Source organism: Anaerovibrio sp. (genome assembly GCF_045637405.1).
Classification (GTDB): domain Bacteria; phylum Bacillota; class Negativicutes; order Selenomonadales; family Selenomonadaceae; genus Anaerovibrio.
Map to the genome: position 1 here is coordinate 1 of NZ_JAZTZI010000145.1, position 19,230 is coordinate 19,230.

General features: G+C 43.4%; 22 protein-coding genes. 5 read left to right on the plus strand and 17 right to left on the minus strand.

Annotated features, from left to right (window positions below; all coding sequences use genetic code 11):
* The 6 genes from ACKI5G_RS10070 to ACKI5G_RS10095 form a co-directional block, all read right to left on the minus strand.
* A partial coding sequence (locus ACKI5G_RS10070) for a ClpX C4-type zinc finger protein (RefSeq protein WP_407400007.1) occupies positions 1 to 545 on the minus strand: 545 nt, incomplete at its 3' end.
* A 12-nt stretch (positions 546 to 557) separates the two neighbouring features.
* A complete protein-coding gene (clpP, locus tag ACKI5G_RS10075; RefSeq protein ID WP_039209135.1) occupies positions 558 to 1,166 on the minus strand; it encodes an ATP-dependent Clp endopeptidase proteolytic subunit ClpP in 609 nt (202 codons plus the stop codon).
* A gap of 214 nt (positions 1,167 to 1,380) precedes the next feature.
* Positions 1,381 to 2,670: a trigger factor gene (gene tig / locus ACKI5G_RS10080; protein WP_407400009.1), complete on the minus strand. Its 1,290-nt coding sequence runs from the start codon at positions 2,668 to 2,670 to the stop codon at positions 1,381 to 1,383.
* A 290-nt stretch (positions 2,671 to 2,960) separates the two neighbouring features.
* Positions 2,961 to 3,296 (minus strand): hypothetical protein, encoded by a 336-nt coding sequence (locus tag ACKI5G_RS10085; protein WP_407400011.1) that lies wholly within the window; start codon positions 3,294 to 3,296, stop codon positions 2,961 to 2,963.
* Positions 3,242 to 3,838 (minus strand): hypothetical protein, encoded by a 597-nt coding sequence (locus ACKI5G_RS10090; RefSeq protein ID WP_407400013.1) that lies wholly within the window; start codon positions 3,836 to 3,838, stop codon positions 3,242 to 3,244. The genes ACKI5G_RS10085 and ACKI5G_RS10090 overlap by 55 nt, the downstream gene beginning before the upstream one ends.
* A gap of 31 nt (positions 3,839 to 3,869) precedes the next feature.
* Positions 3,870 to 4,064 carry a hypothetical protein gene (locus tag ACKI5G_RS10095; RefSeq protein WP_407400015.1) on the minus strand — a complete coding sequence of 65 codons (195 nt, stop codon included), beginning with the start codon at positions 4,062 to 4,064 and terminating at the stop codon, positions 3,870 to 3,872.
* Positions 4,065 to 4,282: 218 nt separating this feature from the next.
* On the opposite strand from ACKI5G_RS10095, the gene ACKI5G_RS10100 reads away from it, so the two are divergent.
* A complete protein-coding gene (locus ACKI5G_RS10100) occupies positions 4,283 to 5,257 on the plus strand; it encodes an Rpn family recombination-promoting nuclease/putative transposase (protein WP_407400017.1) in 975 nt (324 codons plus the stop codon).
* Positions 5,258 to 5,363: 106 nt separating this feature from the next.
* Here ACKI5G_RS10100 and ACKI5G_RS10105 read toward each other — a convergent pair whose 3' ends face one another.
* On the minus strand, positions 5,364 to 5,744 hold the full coding sequence (locus tag ACKI5G_RS10105) for a hypothetical protein (protein WP_407400019.1): 381 nt from the start codon (positions 5,742 to 5,744) through the stop codon (positions 5,364 to 5,366).
* 165 nt (positions 5,745 to 5,909) lie between these two features.
* On the opposite strand from ACKI5G_RS10105, the gene ACKI5G_RS10110 reads away from it, so the two are divergent.
* Together ACKI5G_RS10110 and ACKI5G_RS10115 are read left to right on the plus strand one after the other, a co-directional pair.
* On the plus strand, positions 5,910 to 6,158 hold the full coding sequence (locus tag ACKI5G_RS10110) for a type II toxin-antitoxin system Phd/YefM family antitoxin (RefSeq protein ID WP_085022869.1): 249 nt from the start codon (positions 5,910 to 5,912) through the stop codon (positions 6,156 to 6,158).
* Position 6,159: 1 nt separating this feature from the next.
* On the plus strand, positions 6,160 to 6,423 hold the full coding sequence (locus ACKI5G_RS10115) for a Txe/YoeB family addiction module toxin (protein ID WP_297963887.1): 264 nt from the start codon (positions 6,160 to 6,162) through the stop codon (positions 6,421 to 6,423).
* Between the two features lie 65 nt (positions 6,424 to 6,488).
* Here ACKI5G_RS10115 and ACKI5G_RS10120 read toward each other — a convergent pair whose 3' ends face one another.
* From ACKI5G_RS10120 to ACKI5G_RS10160, 9 genes are all read right to left on the minus strand, one after another.
* The gene (locus ACKI5G_RS10120; protein ID WP_407400022.1) at positions 6,489 to 7,271 is read right to left on the minus strand and encodes an ABC transporter ATP-binding protein; all 783 of its coding nucleotides are present in this window, start codon (positions 7,269 to 7,271) and stop codon (positions 6,489 to 6,491) included.
* Positions 7,271 to 8,263, minus strand: a complete 993-nt coding sequence (locus tag ACKI5G_RS10125) for a FecCD family ABC transporter permease (protein ID WP_407400024.1) — start codon at positions 8,261 to 8,263, stop codon at positions 7,271 to 7,273. Before ACKI5G_RS10125 ends, ACKI5G_RS10120 begins: the two co-directional genes overlap by 1 nt.
* Before the next feature lie 13 nt (positions 8,264 to 8,276).
* Positions 8,277 to 9,221: an ABC transporter substrate-binding protein gene (locus tag ACKI5G_RS10130; protein ID WP_407400026.1), complete on the minus strand. Its 945-nt coding sequence runs from the start codon at positions 9,219 to 9,221 to the stop codon at positions 8,277 to 8,279.
* A gap of 19 nt (positions 9,222 to 9,240) precedes the next feature.
* On the minus strand, positions 9,241 to 10,170 hold the full coding sequence (locus ACKI5G_RS10135) for a LysR family transcriptional regulator (RefSeq protein ID WP_407400028.1): 930 nt from the start codon (positions 10,168 to 10,170) through the stop codon (positions 9,241 to 9,243).
* Between the two features lie 64 nt (positions 10,171 to 10,234).
* A complete protein-coding gene (locus ACKI5G_RS10140; protein ID WP_407400030.1) occupies positions 10,235 to 11,431 on the minus strand; it encodes an FIST signal transduction protein in 1,197 nt (398 codons plus the stop codon).
* Positions 11,432 to 11,448: 17 nt separating this feature from the next.
* The gene (locus ACKI5G_RS10145; protein WP_407400032.1) at positions 11,449 to 13,722 is read right to left on the minus strand and encodes an ATP-binding protein; all 2,274 of its coding nucleotides are present in this window, start codon (positions 13,720 to 13,722) and stop codon (positions 11,449 to 11,451) included.
* Between the two features lie 11 nt (positions 13,723 to 13,733).
* Positions 13,734 to 14,099, minus strand: a complete 366-nt coding sequence (locus tag ACKI5G_RS10150; RefSeq protein ID WP_407400034.1) for a response regulator — start codon at positions 14,097 to 14,099, stop codon at positions 13,734 to 13,736.
* Positions 14,100 to 14,114: 15 nt separating this feature from the next.
* The gene (locus tag ACKI5G_RS10155) at positions 14,115 to 15,563 is read right to left on the minus strand and encodes an HD domain-containing phosphohydrolase (RefSeq protein WP_407400036.1); all 1,449 of its coding nucleotides are present in this window, start codon (positions 15,561 to 15,563) and stop codon (positions 14,115 to 14,117) included.
* Between the two features lie 156 nt (positions 15,564 to 15,719).
* Entirely contained in the window at positions 15,720 to 16,448 is a 729-nt protein-coding gene (locus tag ACKI5G_RS10160; RefSeq protein WP_407400038.1) for a LytR/AlgR family response regulator transcription factor, read from the minus strand.
* 90 nt (positions 16,449 to 16,538) lie between these two features.
* On the opposite strand from ACKI5G_RS10160, the gene ACKI5G_RS10165 reads away from it, so the two are divergent.
* Positions 16,539 to 17,864 carry a GHKL domain-containing protein gene (locus tag ACKI5G_RS10165; protein ID WP_407400040.1) on the plus strand — a complete coding sequence of 442 codons (1,326 nt, stop codon included), beginning with the start codon at positions 16,539 to 16,541 and terminating at the stop codon, positions 17,862 to 17,864.
* Positions 17,858 to 18,160 carry a hypothetical protein gene (locus tag ACKI5G_RS10170; protein WP_407400042.1) on the plus strand — a complete coding sequence of 101 codons (303 nt, stop codon included), beginning with the start codon at positions 17,858 to 17,860 and terminating at the stop codon, positions 18,158 to 18,160. The genes ACKI5G_RS10165 and ACKI5G_RS10170 overlap by 7 nt, the downstream gene beginning before the upstream one ends.
* Positions 18,161 to 18,185: 25 nt before the next feature.
* Here ACKI5G_RS10170 and ACKI5G_RS10175 read toward each other — a convergent pair.
* Positions 18,186 to 19,230, minus strand: a 1,045-nt coding sequence (locus tag ACKI5G_RS10175; protein WP_407400044.1) for an autotransporter outer membrane beta-barrel domain-containing protein, incomplete at its 5' end; no start/stop codon positions are given.

The window sequence follows — 19,230 nt, forward strand, 5'->3', positions numbered from 1 at the left end:
ATTTCATCAATATAGATAATCCCCCGTTCAGCCTTGGCAATATCAAAATCTGCCGCCTGTATCAGCTTTAAGAGGATATTTTCGACATCCTCACCCACATATCCTGCTTCAGTGAGGGTAGTTGCATCAGCAACAGCAAAAGGAACCTGCAAAATCTTTGCCAAGGTCTGGGCAAGCAAGGTTTTACCGCTGCCAGTAGGACCAATCATAAGGATATTGGATTTCTGCAATTCCACATCCACATCAAATATCTCACCGGAGTTGATGCGCTTGTAATGATTATAAACAGCCACTGCCAAGGTTTTCTTGGCCTCATCCTGACCGATTACGTATTCATCCAAAATGGCCTTGATTTCCCTTGGTTTAGGTAATGATCTGAGCTCCTCTGGAACTGAAGCAGCATTTTCTTCAGAAACAATCTCCTGACAAAGCTCAATACACTCATCACAAATATATACGCCAGGACCTGCTACCAATTTACGGACTAAATCCTCTGTCTTGCCACAGAATGAACAGGTCAGCTTTTCATTATCATCGAAGCTCATAATAGTGCCTCCTTACTCGTCCTTGTCAGACTTCTCCTCTGGACGAACAATAACCTTATCAACCAAACCGTATGTCACTGCCTCCTCAGCACTCATGAAATTATCGCGCTCAGTATCAGTATTGATCTTATCCAAATCCTGGCCGGTGTGATCCGCCAAAACCTTATTAATCATATCACGGGTACGCTGCATTTCCTGGGCCTGAATCTGAATATCAGTAGACTGGCCACGGGCTCCGCCTAATGGCTGATGAATCATAATACGGGCATTTGGAAGGGCAAAACGCTTCCCCTTGGCACCTGCTGTAAGAAGCAGGGACCCCATGCTGGCAGCCTGACCAACACAGATAGTGGAAACATCTGGCTTAATATACTGCATAGTATCATAAATAGCCATACCGGCAGTAACCACACCGCCTGGGCTGTTAATGTAAAGATAAATATCCTTATCAGGATCCTCAGATTCCAGAAACAGGAGCTGTGCCACTACAGAGCTGGCAACAGTATCATTTATCTCACCAGTCAGCATGATAATACGATCCTTCAACAAACGGGAATATATATCGTAGGACCGCTCGCCATTACCGGACTGCTCCACTACGTAAGGTACAAAATAACTCACTTAAAATCACCTCAAATTAATATCATAACAAAACTAAGTTTAATGTTCATAATATAATATATAGTCAAAATGTCAAATATGTCAATCTTAATTTTACTATAATATCAATATAGCAGGATTTTAAAAATATGCCAAATTAAAATTAATCCTCCGCCCAAAGATGAACCTCCGGGCGGGGGAATTAATCAACTTATGAAATATTTCTCAAAAAAACTTATTTTGCAATGTTGTCAATTACGAAGTTAGCAGTCTTTCTTCTAAGAACAGTAGCAGCCAAATCGCCAAGGCGACCCTGCTCAGCAATGATCTTCTTAACCTGTGGTGCAGTTGCGCCATAAGCTGCTGCCATAGTAGCAACTTCATTGTCAAGATCCTCTGCCTCAACCTTGATGCCCTCAGCCTTTGCAATAGCCTCCAGAACCAGATCAACCTTTACGTTGGAAGCGGCAGTCTCCTTGTAATTCTCACGGAGCTTGTTAATATCAGTGCCAGCGTAAGCCATGTACTGCTCCAGCTTCAGGCCCTGCTGCTCAAGGCGGAGAGCCATCTCCTGAACCATAGCATTTACGCGGTTCTCAATCATAACCTCTGGGATATCAACCTTTGCATTATCAGCAGCCATGTTGATAGCCTTTTCACGCTTCTCGGACTCAGCCTTGGTCTCAGCGCTCTTCTCCAGATTGTTCTTCAGATCAGCCTTCAGCTCATCAAGAGTCTGGAAGGTGCTGGCCTTCTTTGCGAACTCATCATTCAGCTCAGGGAGAACCTTCTTCTTGATGCTCTTTACAGTGCACTTAAATACTGCTGGCTTGCCCTTAAGCTCCTCAGAATGGTACTCCTCTGGGAAGGTTACATTAACTTCCTTCTCCTCGCCAACCTTGGCACCAATGAGCTGATCCTCAAAGCCTGGAATGAAAGCATTGGAACCGATCTGGAGAGGATAATCCTTGCCCTCGCCACCAGCGAAAGCCTCACCATCTACAAAGCCCTTGAAGTCCAGAGTGATGAAGTTGTCCTTCTCAACTGCTGCACCTTCCTCAGCATCAACCATATCAGCCTGACGGTCCAGCATACGAACCAACTGCTGCTGAACTGCCTCATCATCCACTACGTCCTTCTCAACCTCTACCTTAAGGCCCTTATACTCGCCCAGCTCAACCTCTGGCTTCTTGGTGGCAACAGCCTTGAATACCAAATCCTTACCAAGCTCTAAAGTATCAACATCAATATCAGGACGGGTAACAATATCAATTTTCTCCTGTTCAAGAGCCTCATTCAGCGCCTTTGGAGCAACCATCTCAAAAGCATCAGTCATAACATACTCTTTGCCTACGTGACGCTCTACAATCTTCTTTGGAGCCTTACCCTTACGGAAACCAGGGATATTAACGCGGTTAGCAATTTTCTTTGCTGCTGCATCGTATGCCTTGTCCAGCTCTGCTGCTGGAACAGTAATGTTCAATTCAACCTGCTGGTTCTCTAAATCTTTTACACTAACTTCCATTGTCTTAAAAGACCTCCTAATGTATTCTTTATTGGGCTTTTACCCACTTGTGACCTGTTTATGCCCACATAGTAAACATAATAGCATATATAGGGATTTAATACAAGTTACTCAACAGTTTTTATGGCTATGGGCATTTATATAATATTTTACAAACCAACATTTTGGCTCAATTTCAAGGAATATTGTTAAAATATGCTCAGAAATTAATCAAATATACGAAGTACAATACAAAGGAAAGCTTATTGCCGCCAACATGCTGGCAAATGAGGCCATTGTTGCCCGCATAATTACAGCAAATTTATAAAAGTATCTTTAGTTACCTTATCTAGGGACAAATCAACATCAACCTCCTCTGAGAACTCATTTACCACCGTTGCTCCGGCCATATTCAGCACATCTTTTAGCTTCAATACTGTTGTTACTTGTGTCGTCATGGCTTTTATGGCATTTTTCCCCTTCTCATCATCACAGGCTACAATGCTGTCTCCAAAACTGGCATTCATAAAATAGAAGGTTTTTGTACCATTTTCGTTTGCTGCCAGAAAACCAAGAAAATCTTCCCCACGGTTTATAGAATTGTTGATATATAAGGCCGACTCCGGGTTATTCTGACGATATAACAAACAATTGGCCAAAACCACTCTTTTATAGAAGGAAACCTTTGAAAGTTCCGCAATAACCTCATCTGTTTTACAGAATCATCCCATGTGATACGTTCCAATAAACCTATATTCTTTACATATTTGCATCTTTCAGAATATTTTCTGGCCTTGTTGATAATGCGTGAAACTGTGGCATCCCCCTTGAAAGCCAGCCATAGCTTTTTATAACGCAAAAACTCTGCAGCCAAAGGCTCAATTCCATTTTGGTTCACAAATTGCTGAAACACGTCGGCAGTCCAATCCAGTTTTTTATACTCCCGCAACAGTCTTATATGCCTAATAACAGATTGACTTTTTATCAGCAAGCTATTGCCCGTGGCCTTAAATAACAACAGGCGCAAAAACTCCTGGGCAATGGCAGGAATCTGATCCAATTGATCATATAGCCGTACCCGCAACTCCTTGTTAGGTATTGTCGCTAAGTCCAAGGACAGCATATCCAGCTCCCGCATAATAACAACCACACAGTCCAGTGTTTCCTGAGACAAAGCCATCCCTGACATAATTGCCTTGCGCACCCGATTTTTTATTTCTTTATATCCCCTTTCTTGGGTGCAGCACAAGAAAATCCGCTTCCCCCTCACTGCGGTACTGCTGGCTTGTCCCCAACCAACGAAAAGAATAAAACACTGTATAATCGTTGTTAAGGGTACTAAGAGCCTCATAAACCAGCTTCTCGCCCTGACTGTTATGAAAATCATGCACTACAGATGGGTACATTTTAGCCATGATCGCCCTCCAGTTTTAATACAAAATAAAATATTGCTAAATGGATATCTATAAAGAATATTTTAACTATAAACCCACTTTCTCTTTGATTTATTCTCAATCTTGTTTTATTATATTAATATAAGCTAATTAATTCTTCAACATTATCTCATGTATCAGTTTCTACCCTAAATATGTTTTTTCATGTTATAATTTATTTGACGCAAAGGAGATTTACCATGGAAGACCAGCATTCCATTGCAAAGAAGCAAATCGAAAACGACATCGCCAACAAGAGATACAATCCCATGAATGATGTCCTTTTCAAATTTATCTTTGGAAGAGATGAGAGGAAGAATATCACTATTGATTTACTGAATGCCATATTAAGCCGCACAGGAAAGCGAGCTATCAGGGATATTCAGTTCAAAAACAGTGAGATTGTTCCATTCTACAATGATGACAAGCTGACCCGTCTTGATATTTTCTGTGTAACAGAAGATGGAACCAAGATTGATGTGGAAGTTCAGCTAATTAATAAAAAGGACATGGAGCGACGCAGTCTGTTTTACTGGTCACAGATGTATCTGATGGGCTTAAATGAGGGAGATGACTATATCACTCTCAATCCAGCCATTACCATAAATATCTTGGGACATGAAATTTTTCCTAATGAACCACTTCATTCAATGTATAGTATTTATAACATTGAAACAGGTCGCCGGTTAAATGGGGATTTGGAACTGCATTTTCTCGAAGTACCAAAATTCCAGAAAAAGCCTATCGGTGAGATGACCCGCATGGAACGGTGGCTGGCCTACTTCTCAAACAAGCTGAATACTGAGGAAATGGAGGAACTTGCCATGAGTGACGCTACTATAAAAAAAGCCGTTAACGACACTGACATCTTCATGATGGATTTTGAAGAACGGCTCAAATATATCAACCGCCAAATGGCTATTATGGACTACAACACAGATATGCGTGTATCTCGCGAAGAGGGGCACAAGGCTGGACTTGAAGAAGGGCATAAGGCTGGTCTTGAAGAGGGGCACAAGGCTGGGCTTGAAGAGGGGCACAAGGCTGGACTTGAAGAAATGGCCACCGATATGGCACTTGCCATGCTACGTGACAGCAAGCCTATCGAAGAAATCGCAAAATACACCAAACTCCCACCGGAACGCATACAGGAATTAGCTAAACAAGTTAAATAGCTCATTTTTATCCGCCGATAAGTTGCCAAAACGCAAACTATCGGCGGATTTTGGATTAATAAAAATTGAAAAAGGTTGCCGCACGGACAACCTCTGTTTTTTTACTTTATAGGCCACATTTGTTGGCAAGTGCTGTTGCTTTGGTGGGGTGATAATTTTTGTCGCCCTTAATTTTTGAAAAAAGTGCCTTGTCTACATCCGCCTTTTTGCATATTTCAGCAGGCTTCTTCCCCTTTTCGTTAATTAGCTCCATAAGCTTTTCTGAAAAGGTCAGCTCGACTTTACTGCGAATTTTATCAAGCAAATACTGCATTCCGCCCCCTTCCGCCGGAGTTGTAGCATATCTTTTCCCCGGCAGAAATACGAGAGGGCCCCCTATAGTAGCCAAAAAGCTAGGAGATCTGTCATCATCAGTCTTATAATTCAGCCGGATAAATTCGTCAATTTCCTTTTTGCTTAGTGTTTTCTCGTTTGCAGGCATATCCATTCCCCTAGTCCTCGTCCAGCTTTTCCAAAACCTTCACAACAAAATGAATCCTTCATTAGGGTATTCAACTTTCGCATAAAAAATCCTGCCTATAATTTTCATCCATGTTGGACTTGACTCCATAATATGCGTACATTATACTGTACATATAAGGAGGTGCCATTTATGACTACAACTACGATTACAAATTTTAGAAAAAATATTTTTTCGCTGGTTGAGACTGCTGTGCGCTTCAACGAGCCCATACATATAACTTCCAAAAGTGGAAATGCTGTTATGCTCAGCGAAGATGAATACAGGGGCTTGATAGAGACAGTTAATTTATCCTCTGTTCCCGGGATGAAGGCGAAATTACTTGAAGGAGCGAATACTCCTTTATCAGATACCATCCCTGAAGATGAGGTAGTCTGGTAATATGTACAAGATTGTTTATACAAAAGCCGCTGTCAAGGATATTCCAAAGTTAAAGGCTGCCGGGCTGGATACCAAAGCAAAGGCTCTCATTGAGTTAATAAAAGTCAATCCCTTCCAAACGCCTCCAAGCTATGAAAAATTAGTTGGTGATTTAAAGGGGCTATATTCCCGTAGAATAAATATTCAACATAGGCTCGTATATCAGGTATACGAAGAAGAAAAAACAATAAAAATTATCAGCCTTTGGACTCATTACGAACGCTGATATGCAAAAAGCTGGTGCTCGATGAACCTTCATCCTGCACCAGCTTTTTAGTTTTTACTTATTCTTTATTTCAGCACTTCCACTGGAGTCAGAATCTGCTCTCCCCGTTCATTGGAAAACACTTCCGCCCGGACGCCGAAGACCTCCTTTAAGAAGGTTTCATTCATTACCTTGTCCGGGGCTCCTGCGGTATAAATCCCCTTATCCTTTACCACCACCAGATAATCCGAATACTTCACCGCCTGATTCAGCTCATGGAGCACCATCACCACCGTAATGCCCCAGTTCTCGTTGAGACGCTTCACAATTTCCATAACCTCCAGCTGGTGGGCAATATCCAGATAAGTGGTTGGCTCATCCAAAATGAGAATTTCCGGTTTCTGGGCCAGAGCCATAGCTATCCATGCCCGCTGTCGTTCACCACCAGATAGCGACATAACTTGGCGATGTCTTAAATGGGACACATTGGTTTCAGACATGGCCCACTCCACCGCTTCCTCATCCTCTATCTGGTTGCTCTTTTTGAACCAGCTGCGATAAGGAAACCGCCCATAATCCACCAACTGCTCAACTGTTACATCCGGAGGGGCCTGCATCCCCTGGGGAAGCACCGCCAGCTTTCTGGCCAGCTCCTTACGCTTGATTTTCTTCAAATCAGTACCGTCTATAATAACCTGTCCGCCGTAATTGCTGTTAATGCCAGCCACCGCTTTTAACAGGGTTGATTTTCCTGCTCCATTAGGGCCGATTACCGAAGTTATTTTTCCATTTGGTATGGTGGTATTTATTCCTTCTAAAATTACTTTATCATTTATGGTCACAGACAGATTTTTTGCTTCAATTGACATTACAGCTCCCTCCTTAGCAAGAACAAGAAGAATGGAGCTCCAAATGCCGCCATTAAAATACCCACTGGCAGCTCCACAGGAGCAAAGGCCACCCGAGCCACCGTATCACAAATCGTCACCACACCAATACCCAAAAGGGCTGAAGCAGGCAACAAGAAACGATAATCAGAACCCACTATAAGGCGGGCAGCATGAGGTACAATAAGTCCCACAAAGCCTAAAAGTCCCACCACAGACACCGCACTGGCAGCCAACAAAGCCGCAATAGCCGTAAGGACAATACGGGTAAGCTCGACTCTTACACCTAGTCCCTTAGCCACTTCATCCCCCAGCTGCAATATATTGATATGACGGGATGCCAACAAGGCAAGAATACCGCCTCCAAGAGAATAAGGCCAAATCATAGCCACATGGGGCCAGCTTCTGGCAGAAAGACCTCCCACCATCCACATAAGGGCGTTATGAATCTTATCACTGTTAAAAATCATCATGCCGGAAATACCCGCACCTAAAAAAGCGGAGACTGCCACACCGGCCAAAATAATGCGTACAGGCCGTATGCCATTTTTCCAAGCTAAAATATAAATGCACACCGCTGCCAGCATGGCCCCCACAAAGGCCACAGGGGTAACGAACATCTCATAGCCGGGAAAAATCAGCATCACCATAATACCCGCAATACCAGCACCAGAGGAAATACCTATAATATGTGGATCCGCCAAGGGATTCTTCATAACCGCCTGCAGTATGGCACCGGACAAGGCAAGATTCATGCCCACCAGAGCACCCACCACCGTTCTTGGCAGACGGATGCTGTTTAATATCTTTTCGTTGGTACCCGTGGCATTTCCCATAAGGGAATCCAACACCTCCTGGGCCGGAATGGACACAGATCCCAACATTATACTAAGTAAAAAACCTACGGCGGCCAAAATGGCGAATATCGCCAAAATAGATATTCGCCACTTAACACTGCTTTTATTATCGCTCAATTTTTATGCTCCTTTAAAACAAATCAGGATATACCTTCTTGGCCATTTCCCTATAGCAGTCAGGGTATTTCAGCCCGGGACTAAGCAAAAACAAATCCTGAGGAAGGAAATATACCTTGTTGTTCTGTACCGCATTAATAGCGTTCCAAGCCGGATTCTTCTTCATTTCCCCAAGGAGATTATCCTCCTGGGATTTGGCATTACCCATGGTAACTACAAAGAGAATCTCCGGATTCTGCTCAACCATAGTTTCCATGCTGTACGGGGTAGCATCTGGATTCTTTTCCATAGGGGTAAGTCCTTCTGCCACATTTTTCCAGCCAAAATCCTTCACCACTGAACCGGCAATACTGCCACTAAGCTGAATATTAAGATTCTGGGAGGAACTAAAAAGCACTGCCACACGTTTTTCCTCCTTAGGGAGTTTTTCCTTAATTGCAGTAATTTCCTTGTCCATTTTGGCAATAGCATCTGCCGCCTTTTCCTTTTCCCCGGTTACCTGACCGAAGATTTCCAGCTCACGCTTTACATCCTCATAAGTTTTGGATTTCAGCACAATAGAAGGAATGCCATTATCCTCCAACACTTTTATAAGCTTTTCATTTACCCCTTGATGAATAACCACCAGATCTGGATTTAAGGACAGAACCTTTTCCACATCAACCTGAATTGACTTGCCAACGACTTCAATATCCTTGGCAAAATCCGGGGCAACCTGTGAGGTTGGACGCCCTACAATATTTCCGCCCACCAGATGCAATGGCTCCAAAAATGACGCTGACAGTACCACGATGCGCTTTGGAGTACCGGGAAGCACTACTTTCCTGCCCGAATCATCATTAATAACTATTTCATTACCATTACTGCTCTGCTGGGTGGCATTATTACTGCCACAACCGGCCATGCTCAACAGCATCAGAGACAATACTATCAGCATGACAGATTTCAAAAACTTCATAGAACATCCCTCCTGTTAATCAGCCTTCCAGCTGGTCATTTTTTACTGGCTGGAAGTTCTTAATAAACTCATCAGAAGCTACATATTGCTTCATAAAATTCAAAAATCTCTCGTCCCTTTCATTAAGCTCCTTATCCTTGCCCCAATACAGACAAATATGAACTGTAATAGGCGGAGTCAGCTGACGACGGACGAATTTGGTTTCCTCCCGGGTAACGAAATCCGGAAGCACAGAAATACCGAGTCTGTTGGCCACCAGCTGTTTTATTGTTTTCAGCTGGGTAGTACACAACAAAATGTTCGGCACGAATCCACGCTCAACACAACGCTCATATACATGCTGATACTGATATGTATTGGACTGCTGCATAATGAACTGTTCATTGCGAAGGTCATCAAATTCAATATGATTTTTCTTTGCCAGCTCCAATTCCGGGCTGACACATAGGCTTAAATTATCGGTCTGAATCAGCATTTCATGGTCGCTGTCACTTAATTTATCTGTAAAGATAATTCCAAAATCCAGCTCCCCCTTGTCTGCCTTCTGCAAAACCTCGGTGGAATCACTGTATTCCTTCACGTCCAGGCTCATATCCGGATACATATCCTTGAAGCTGGTGAAAAGATCCGGAAACAGATAGGCCTCCACCATGGGAGGAATACCGAAGTGAACCGTCCCCAGCTTTTCCTGTTGAAAACGGGCCATATCATTTTTAGTATCCTCCACATCCTTCATAATCTTTTCTGCATGGAGCAAAAAGGCCTTGCCTTCCTTAGTCAGGGTAACATGCTTCTGGCGACGGTCAATAAGTGTCAGCTTCAGCTCGCTTTCCAATGCCTTAATGGCCTTTGTTACCGATGGCTGGGAAACATGCAAATATTCAGCAGTTCTCGTGAAGTTTTCCAGTTTGCTGATGGCACAAAAATATTCCAACTGTCTAAAATCCATTATTATGCCCCCAAACATTTCATTTCAAATCATAAAAATCGGTGCTTTTCGCACTCTATATTAATTACAAAACAATAAAGGAAAAAGTTGTATTGTGGAAGCAATTATGGACATTGCCGGTTGCTTTGGAGATTATCGGGCAAAATTCGCCATAGGAGTACATTCCAGAGAATCTGATATTACGGGGTATAACCGCAGAGTATCCCTTGGTCTCATCCATCATATCATCATTTGTAAAGGTCATAAGCCTTGAAACACAGGAAGTAATAATGGCTGATGTGTACTCGTATTTATGTTCATTAGCCACATCCACAATGGCGGAACGAATGGCCTTTGCCACAGATTGGGCCACATCCTTTCGGCTGAACATAGCCAGCTGAATATGGGCTCCCTTAGGCACATTTCCCAGAAAAATTCCTGCACCGTTTTCCAAATCAATACCGTCAAGATTGCGAATAACCTGAATTTCATCGCCCTCAGGAGATGTAAAGGTCACAAGAAACGGCGAGCCTACAAACTGCATCATCAGGTCCTTGGCATCCAAGTTAAACCCAGCTGCCCGCAGGGCCTCCACCAAAGTTTTGTTGCCCAGCTTATAAACCACATTGCCCCTTGCTTCCGTTACAATTTCATCAAAATCAGTCACCGTTTCCACGGAAAACTCGCCCTTGATAACTGGCTTGACATCGCCCCCAACAAGGACCATAACCATCCCAGACCGACTTTGCTTGGAGTCCAGCATCACACTGCACTCACTGAACACGAAATTGTCAGAGCAGAAGCCGCCGAAAATAGGTATCCCGCCACTGGCATCATCAAGGATATTAACAAACTCATCCCCGGGTATCTTTGGATTTTTTACTGCATAGGTAATAATTACCTTTGGCCTCCATCCACCCAAATCATTTTTTAGCTTATTAAAAGTCCTCTTAATCTCCGCCTTATAGTTGTCCTCTGTCAATTCTGCCGTCATACCGGCGGAAAAGCTGCAATCATCAGCAGTGAATACATGAAAGGAAATCCCCTCCTTTGCATATCCCTGCTGCTCTGAAAACAATGACATGGCACTGCAACCCATAATAGGAAATTTGAACTCTTCCCTAAGCTTTTCTCCTAACTCCTCAAAATCTGTTTCTGCGTGAGCAAACACCACTCCCAAGGAATTTCTGCCAAGCTTAAAATCCTTCAGCTTTTCCTTAAGCTCTGCCACACCCAAATCCAGATCATCCATATTTTTTGTAAAAACGGCTAATGACCGCATCCCATTCACCTCTAAAATTACGTCTTACTCCATTGATTAATCAGCTCCTCCAAAGCATCATAATCAAAATCATTTCCTGCATCCTTCATCTTGTTCAAAAGCTCACGCTGTTCATCACTCACCTTGAACTTGGAAAGCTTGGTTCTAAGTTCCTCAAATATATCCAGATCAAAATCTCCAATGGCCGATTCCATACTATTGATAATACGGTCCATCTCCTGCTGAGAAATTTCTACTAAATTTTCTTCCTCATTTTTATCATAAATATCATCAGCGAAATAATCACCCAGATAGGCTATAACTGATGCATACTTTGCAATGAGCTTGTCAAAGTTTCGGCGTATAAAATCATAATTACCATCTTTTCCGGCCATTTCATGATCCCTGGCCATCTGGGACAGCTCCTTCTGATTTATTATGGCCGCCACTGTCTTCAGTGCGTGAACCTCGATAATATAGTTGGCATAGTCCTCGTTTTCAATAAGACTGCCCAACAGCTTCATCTTCTTACGGCCATCAGTATACACCTGCTTTAATATATCCTGATCAATATTATCCGTCTGGGAAGTAAACGGCTTGTCCAGCTTATTTATCTTATCATCAGGCAGGAACTGTTTTAAGCAATCATCCAGCTCCTTGGCCTCAATTGGCTTGGCCAAAAAACCCTGGAAGCCATACTCACAATACTGTTCCTTCATGCCGCTTATGGCATTAGCCGTGAGAGCTATGACTACCGTATACTGACAGCCGGGAATCTCACGTATCTTATACATACATTCCACGCCGTCCATAACCGGCATCATGTGATCCATAAACACCATATCAAATTTCTCATTAGTCAACAGGTTCAAGGCCTCAGCACCGCTTTCCACACAAGTTACCTTGATCTTGTATGGTGCAAGCATCCCCTCAGCTACCTTCAGATTTACTCTATTGTCATCCACAATCAGGGCAGTGGCCTCTTCAGCCGTAAAAGTATATTTAAAGAGCTTGCGCTGGAACAGGCTATCATCCTTGTTCAGCTTGCCCATTGGTTTCCAGTCATCCACTTTATTTACAACAGTCCAGGTAAATATACTTCCCTTACCGTAAATACTGTCTACAGTAATATCCCCTCCCATGGAGCGGCAAAGGCGCTTACTGATGGCCAGCCCCAGGCCGGTGCCCTCCACTGAGCGATTTCTCTTGGTATCCACCTGTTCAAAGCTGGAAAACAGCTTTACAAGATCCGTTGGTTTAATACCACATCCCGTATCCTCCACGCAGGAGAAAATCTTAACCGCATTTTCATCCGGCATTCTTTCAAACCACATCTTCATCTTGATATAGCCGTTATGGGTAAACTTGACTGCGTTATTCAAGAGATTTACCATAACCTGCTTGATACGGATTTCATCACCTATCAGACTATAAGGGATATTTTCATCAATATCCATAATCAGCTCCACATCTTTATCCTTCAGGCGAATACCGATCATGGTCATAACATCATTAATAATGGAAGACATCTGATATGGTGTATTTATAATATCCATTTTGCCAGCCTCTATCTTGGAAAAATCCAAAATATCGTTAATAATGGCCAGCAACGAGGCTGAAGCACTCTTTATCAGCAGGGCATTTTCTCTGGCAAAGGAATCCGTGGTATCCCGTATAATAAACTCCGACATACCATTTATGGCATTCATTGGCGTACGGATTTCATGGGACATATTGGCAAGGAAGCTGGACTTGGCCCTATCGGCGCTTTCTGCCCTCTCCTTGGCCCGGATAATATCGGTAATATCCACCATAATCAACATAACACCTGCTATTTCTTTATCCTGATTAATAGCCGGCCTTACATATATATCAAAATTCTCCTCCATACCATGGACTTCCATGCGGTCCATGTACTGGATATTTTTGCCCTCGTCCCTGGTTTCCTTACACATCTCCTCGATGTGACGACGTCCGATATTGTCCATAAGGCCCTCGAACAGGTCATAAATATACACGCCCTCATTAACCTGCTCAAAGGTATAGCTGGAACGCTGAAAGAATGGTTCCGTGGCCATAACCGTATTTAAGTCCATGTCCAACATTATGGATATATTCGGTGAGTTCTGAAGCAGCATGGCATTATAAAACACCTGCTGTCCCTTGGAGTGTTCACTGTATTCACGGAACTTATTTGCCTGCTCCGCCAATGCCGCCAAAATGTTGTTTTCCCTTTGAAGGCGCTTTATCTCACGATTTGCACGTTTCAGCTCAATCTGCAGTGATTTCAATGTCGCTTCATTATCCTGCATCCCGTTACCCCCTATGCCAAGTACTGACCTACCAGATTAAGCAAAGCCTCCTGCTTAAACGGCTTCAGTAAAAAGCCCTGTGCCCCGACTTCCTTTATTCTCTCCTGCAGGCCCTCATCCTCTTCAGCTGTCAAAAACAACACCGGAACATCTGCCACTTCCGGCATTTTTCTGATTTCCTCCAGCACCTGATAGCCATCCATTTCCGGCATGAGAATATCCAGCAAAATCAGATCCGGAACATTTTTCGACAAAAACTGAAGAGCCTTGCTGCCGCTCGGAACCAGCACAGGCTTATATTCCTCATTTGACTTGAGCATTTTGTCCACAAATTTTAGATTAACTACATTATCATCTACAACCAATATTTTCTTCATGAAAAGATCTCCCTTCTATTCATGTAGCGTAAATCCAAAGTCATCATCAATTATTTGCAGCATAATACTGCCTATTATAGGATCAAACTGAGTTCCTAGTCCCTTTTCCAGCTCACATTTGACATCTTCCTGTGTAAGCATTCCCCTGTATGAACGACGCGAGGTCATGGCATCATAGGAATCCGCCACATTGATAATCCTGGCTATTTCCGGAATTTCTTTGCCGCTCAATCCCTCCGGATACCCACTGCCATCATAATGCTCATGATGGTACATGGCGCCATCATAAATATCCTTAACTGAAGTGATAGTCTTTAATATATCGCCGCCAATAACAGGATGAATCTTCACTGTCTCAAATTCCTCATCCGTTAAAGGACCTGTTTTATTAATAATCCCATCTGGAATACCTATCTTACCTATATCGTGAAGAAGTGCCGCATATTTTAAGTGCAACAGCTGCATCTCCGGATATCCCAGCTGTTTTCCGATCATTACACTATATTTTGAAACCCTATCAGAATGGCCCTTTGTGTATTTATCCTTGGCATCAATAGTATTGGCCAGGGCCTGGATAATCTGCTCAAACATAATTGTCATTTGCTGGGTTTTGTCCAAAATGGCCTGGGTTCTGATCTGAATTTCCTCCTGAAGCTTTGACTGCAAATAATACAAATCCAAAATCCGGCTTATTCTCGCCATCAGCAGTGCTGGATTAAGAGGCTTTGTAATAAAATCCACAGCCCCTTCCCTAAAGCCCTGCAGCTCAGTGGACAAATCATTATCATGGGTCATAAACACCACGGGAATGTGGACATACCTTTCATCTGCCTTCAGTCTTCTGATAATATCGTGGCCGTTTTCACGGGGCATATGCACATCCAAAAGTACCAAATCAGGCAGAATTCCTTCATCCAGCTGCTGAAAAAACTCCTGACCAGAGCTAGCTTCCCTAATATTATATGTACTTGAAAGAACCTCAACTACCACCTGACGATTAAGACGGCTGTCATCCACCACAAAAATCGTAAACTGCTTTATCTGGGAACTGGCCTCCAAATTTATGCGCTTTGGCAAAACTGCAGTGATGTTTCTCAGCAAATCCTCGTACATGGTCACCAAATGATGGTGGTTAATGTTGATATATTCCACATCCTCCTGCTTGGCTGCATCCTCCATGCGTTTCGCTTTTGCCCGCAGTTCTTCCGCACCGATATACGCAGAGGAGCTTTTCAGGGCATGAACCTTGACCCTATATCCGCCCCAGTCATTTCCTAAATAACAAGTCTGCATATCGTCCAAAACATTATCCTCCACAAATGTGCTGACAATGTCCAGATAAAATTCTTCATCGTCCATACATTGCTGGAGGCCATCCTGGGTATTCAAAAAAGATAACTGCTTTATTATTTCACCGGCATCACCGGTTTTTTCCCCATCAAATTGTCTTACATCATGTTCCATATTATCACCATCATGTAATGAAATTTCGTATAAATCCCCTACTTTATATATTACCTTATTTAAGCTATTTGTCAAAATGTTTTATACCATTAAAATAAGGCAGGAACAAATGCCGTACAGCATAGTATCACTGCCTTAAAATTGCATATATCTTATTCAACGATGCACCAAATATCTCATATAAGCAGCCTTGGCTTCTTTTTTCTTCCGATTGCTTATGGGAATTCTGGAATCATCCTTCATAATAAATTCATCCGCATCCATACGTTTTATATAATCCATATTAATAATAATCCTATGGTGACACTCCAAAAAGTTTTTCTGCTCCAGCAGTAATTCCTGACACTGATTATACCCCATAGTAGTTTCAAAAAACGCACCCAGTAAATGTATTGTCAATTTGTGTTTGCTATTTATATCCACGTACAAAATATTTTTGAGGGGGATTTCCGTCATCTCACCATTCACTGCTGCAAAAAGGCAGCGTTCTGCCTCCACCAGTGATGGCATTACATGGTCCATGGTATGGGAGAACTCATCCAGATGCTCTGTCAGCGGTTTCAAAAGATACCCCGCCGCAAATACCCGATAACCTTCCAATATGTAATCCTGACTAGTGGTCAAAAAAACAATTGGTACATGTTCATCATAAATACGGATGGCCTCTGCTGCTTCCATTCCAGTCATGTCCACCATAAAAATGTCCAAAATCAATAAATCATATTTTCCCGGGGCATAATTTTCCAGCAACGCCTCAGCACTGGCAAACGTATCCAACTCGAAATTTTTTATTACATCAGGATATGAAGCTTCCAAGTATTGCCGTATATTGGAGGCTGCCACCTGCAGATCATTCTCCAAATCATCTGCTATAGCTATTTTCATGAGCGTTCCCCCTTTCATTCAAAGTCGTTCAAAGTTATTACAAAAAATAGTATAATAACCGTAGGATTTTTATGTGAGGTGACAAACAGGATGTGGATGATAATATTATTTGCTGTTCAAATCACACTTATCCATACAGCCGGTATTTACCTGCGCTATTACTCCTTCGAGGAGCAATTTTCCCCTGCAGCCAAAGCAAGCCTATGGAAAAACATTTTTCTGCTCAGCCTTGGCTTTGTGGGTGTGTATTCCTTTGCTTTTTCCAATACCGGTATAACGGTGGCCGGCTACAAAACTGCTCTTTTGTTTGGTTGGCTTCCCTATCAGTATTTTTTGATGAAGGCCATTCCCCGGCAGCTTCTTCATCATATCTTTGTCATCAGCATGTCCTTGCTGTGGTCATTTATTATACACAGTCTCAGCTGTGTAATACTGGCCATTTTCTTTATGGATTATGCCGCAGGAGAGGTTTTGCAGGCCGAAGCCTGTATATATATTATCTTCTTTTTGCTCCTTTTGCCACTATCCCGCTATTTTTTCAAAACTCTTTTGCCCACCTTTTCCCTTTTTACCCGCCACAGGGTACGGATTTACATAGCCATATTGCCATTCATTATGACTGTGGGCTACGTTGCCATGATAAGTGACCGCACCCTTTGGCATTCATGGGAAGAACGGCTGGCCAGACTGCTGTTGCCGGTTGCCTTCGTATTTACCTATCACTACATAATGGGTACAGCCAAACAAATCTACGAGCAAAAACGCCTCCAGCATAACAAGAGTATTATGAAGCAGGAGCTGCTCTATCTTGAGGAGGCCCGTCTTTTAGCCGCTGACAACAAAAATCAAGTAGAAAAGCAACTAAAGGGCATTCTTGAAATTTATGGGCAACTGCGACAGATGATTAATCGTGGCGATATTGAAGGTGCCAAAGCATATATCGAGCGACAGGAAGAAAAGCTCTCCAGCGGGGCAATTTTGCCCTATACCGATAATGCCATAGTCAATGCAGCCATATCTATTTATTTGAACCGTTCCAAAAATGCCGGGATAGAAATAATGCCCAAGGTTAATCTGCCCAATGACATGAAAACCGATGAAAATGATTTGTCAGTACTCCTGGCCAACCTTTTGGAAAATTCCCTGCTGGCCTGCGCCAAGGAACAGCAGCCGCGCCAGATTACCCTTATATTACAGCACAATGGTTCCCAATGTGTACTGGAAATTGCCAATACCTTCCACGGCAACCTGAAGCTTGGAGAAGATGGACTGCCAAAGTCCAGCAACTCCGGTCATGGTATCGGTATGCTATCCCTGAGGACATTTCTTAAAAAATACAATGGATACGCCGATTTCAGCTGTAAAAACGGTTGGGCTCGTATCACCATATACTGGGAGGATAAATTGCCATGTTAATTATTGCTGTTGCCCTCACCTTAAGTCAGCTAATCATAGTTTTTCTCATATTTCACAAGGAACTCCATAACAACATCAAAAAGGGAGAAGCCAACGACCTGCTGACCCTACGGCTGAATTCCCTAAAGCATGAGGCGGCCCTTATAAAAAAAGATATCAATACCACCCGCGTACTGCGCCATGACCTTCGTCACCACTACCGTATGCTCTATGCCCTTTTAAAGGACGAGGACACAGCTGCCGCCCTGGAACACATCGAAAAGCAGGAAGAAATCATCCGCGAAATGAAGCACTAAAATGTAACCAATGACGGAATATTTGTTAAATGTGGAATACCGCAGAAAGTCCTCCAGTGAGGCCTTCCTTCTTACCGGCAAAACCGCTGAGGTTCAGATCAAGAGTTACATTGCTCTTTTCATCCGGCTTAAACTTGGCGCCGATTTCTCCACGGACACTGGTGCCGCTGATATCTGCCCCGCGGATGGCCACACCATCAGCAAAGCCTGATGCCCGGCCGCAGAATTCATGCTCTACAGCCAATCCACCATAGTAATTAATATTATCGTTCTGCTTTACAGTGTAGCGGGTACCAACACGAAGAACGCTGGACTCAACAGCTCCCAAATCATAATGGCCACCGGCATCAAAGGACACACTGCCCCGATGGTTATAGAAATATTTTGCATAAAGATCCAAAACATCCGTCTTGTTCAGCTTTATTTCCCTGCCAACGCCTATATGAGCCCCCCAATAGGTGGCGTCAGTATCATAGCTGTATGGATTTCCCGCACCATCACGAAGTACATTATGGGCATCATCATGGATAGAACCGGCCCGTAGACTCCCCTCTACATAAAAGCCGTTGTTCTTCTGCCACTTGCCCAAAATACCGCCTCCAGTATAACTGGAGCTGCCATCTCCCCGCAAATCCCCCTCTGCATAAGTGGTATAGTTACCCTTGCCGTACTCAAAGAAAGCACCATATTCTGTGGTGGAGAGCTTCTTTTCGTTCTTATGGCCCAATGCCAAAATAGCATTCCATGTATGGGTCTTTACATGAGAACCGGTTTCCACATTCATGGAACCGCCACCCATATTGGCATAAGTGGCCACTCCGTCAGCGCCTGCATTTCCCGCCATGGCCAGTCCCTCCGTGGCAGCACCCACGAAATCATTACCCGCAGACAGAGCCGCCATACTGGCCTCTGCACCTATAACGGTGTTGTGGGTCTGCTCACGGGCAGTAGGACCACCAGAGCTACCGCCCGCCCCTCCAGATGCCTCGCTCCCCGTATCTGCGGTATAAATCAGATCATCAGCTGTACCGTCATTATCACCATCCGCGACAGAGGCTGTGCCAGTCCCC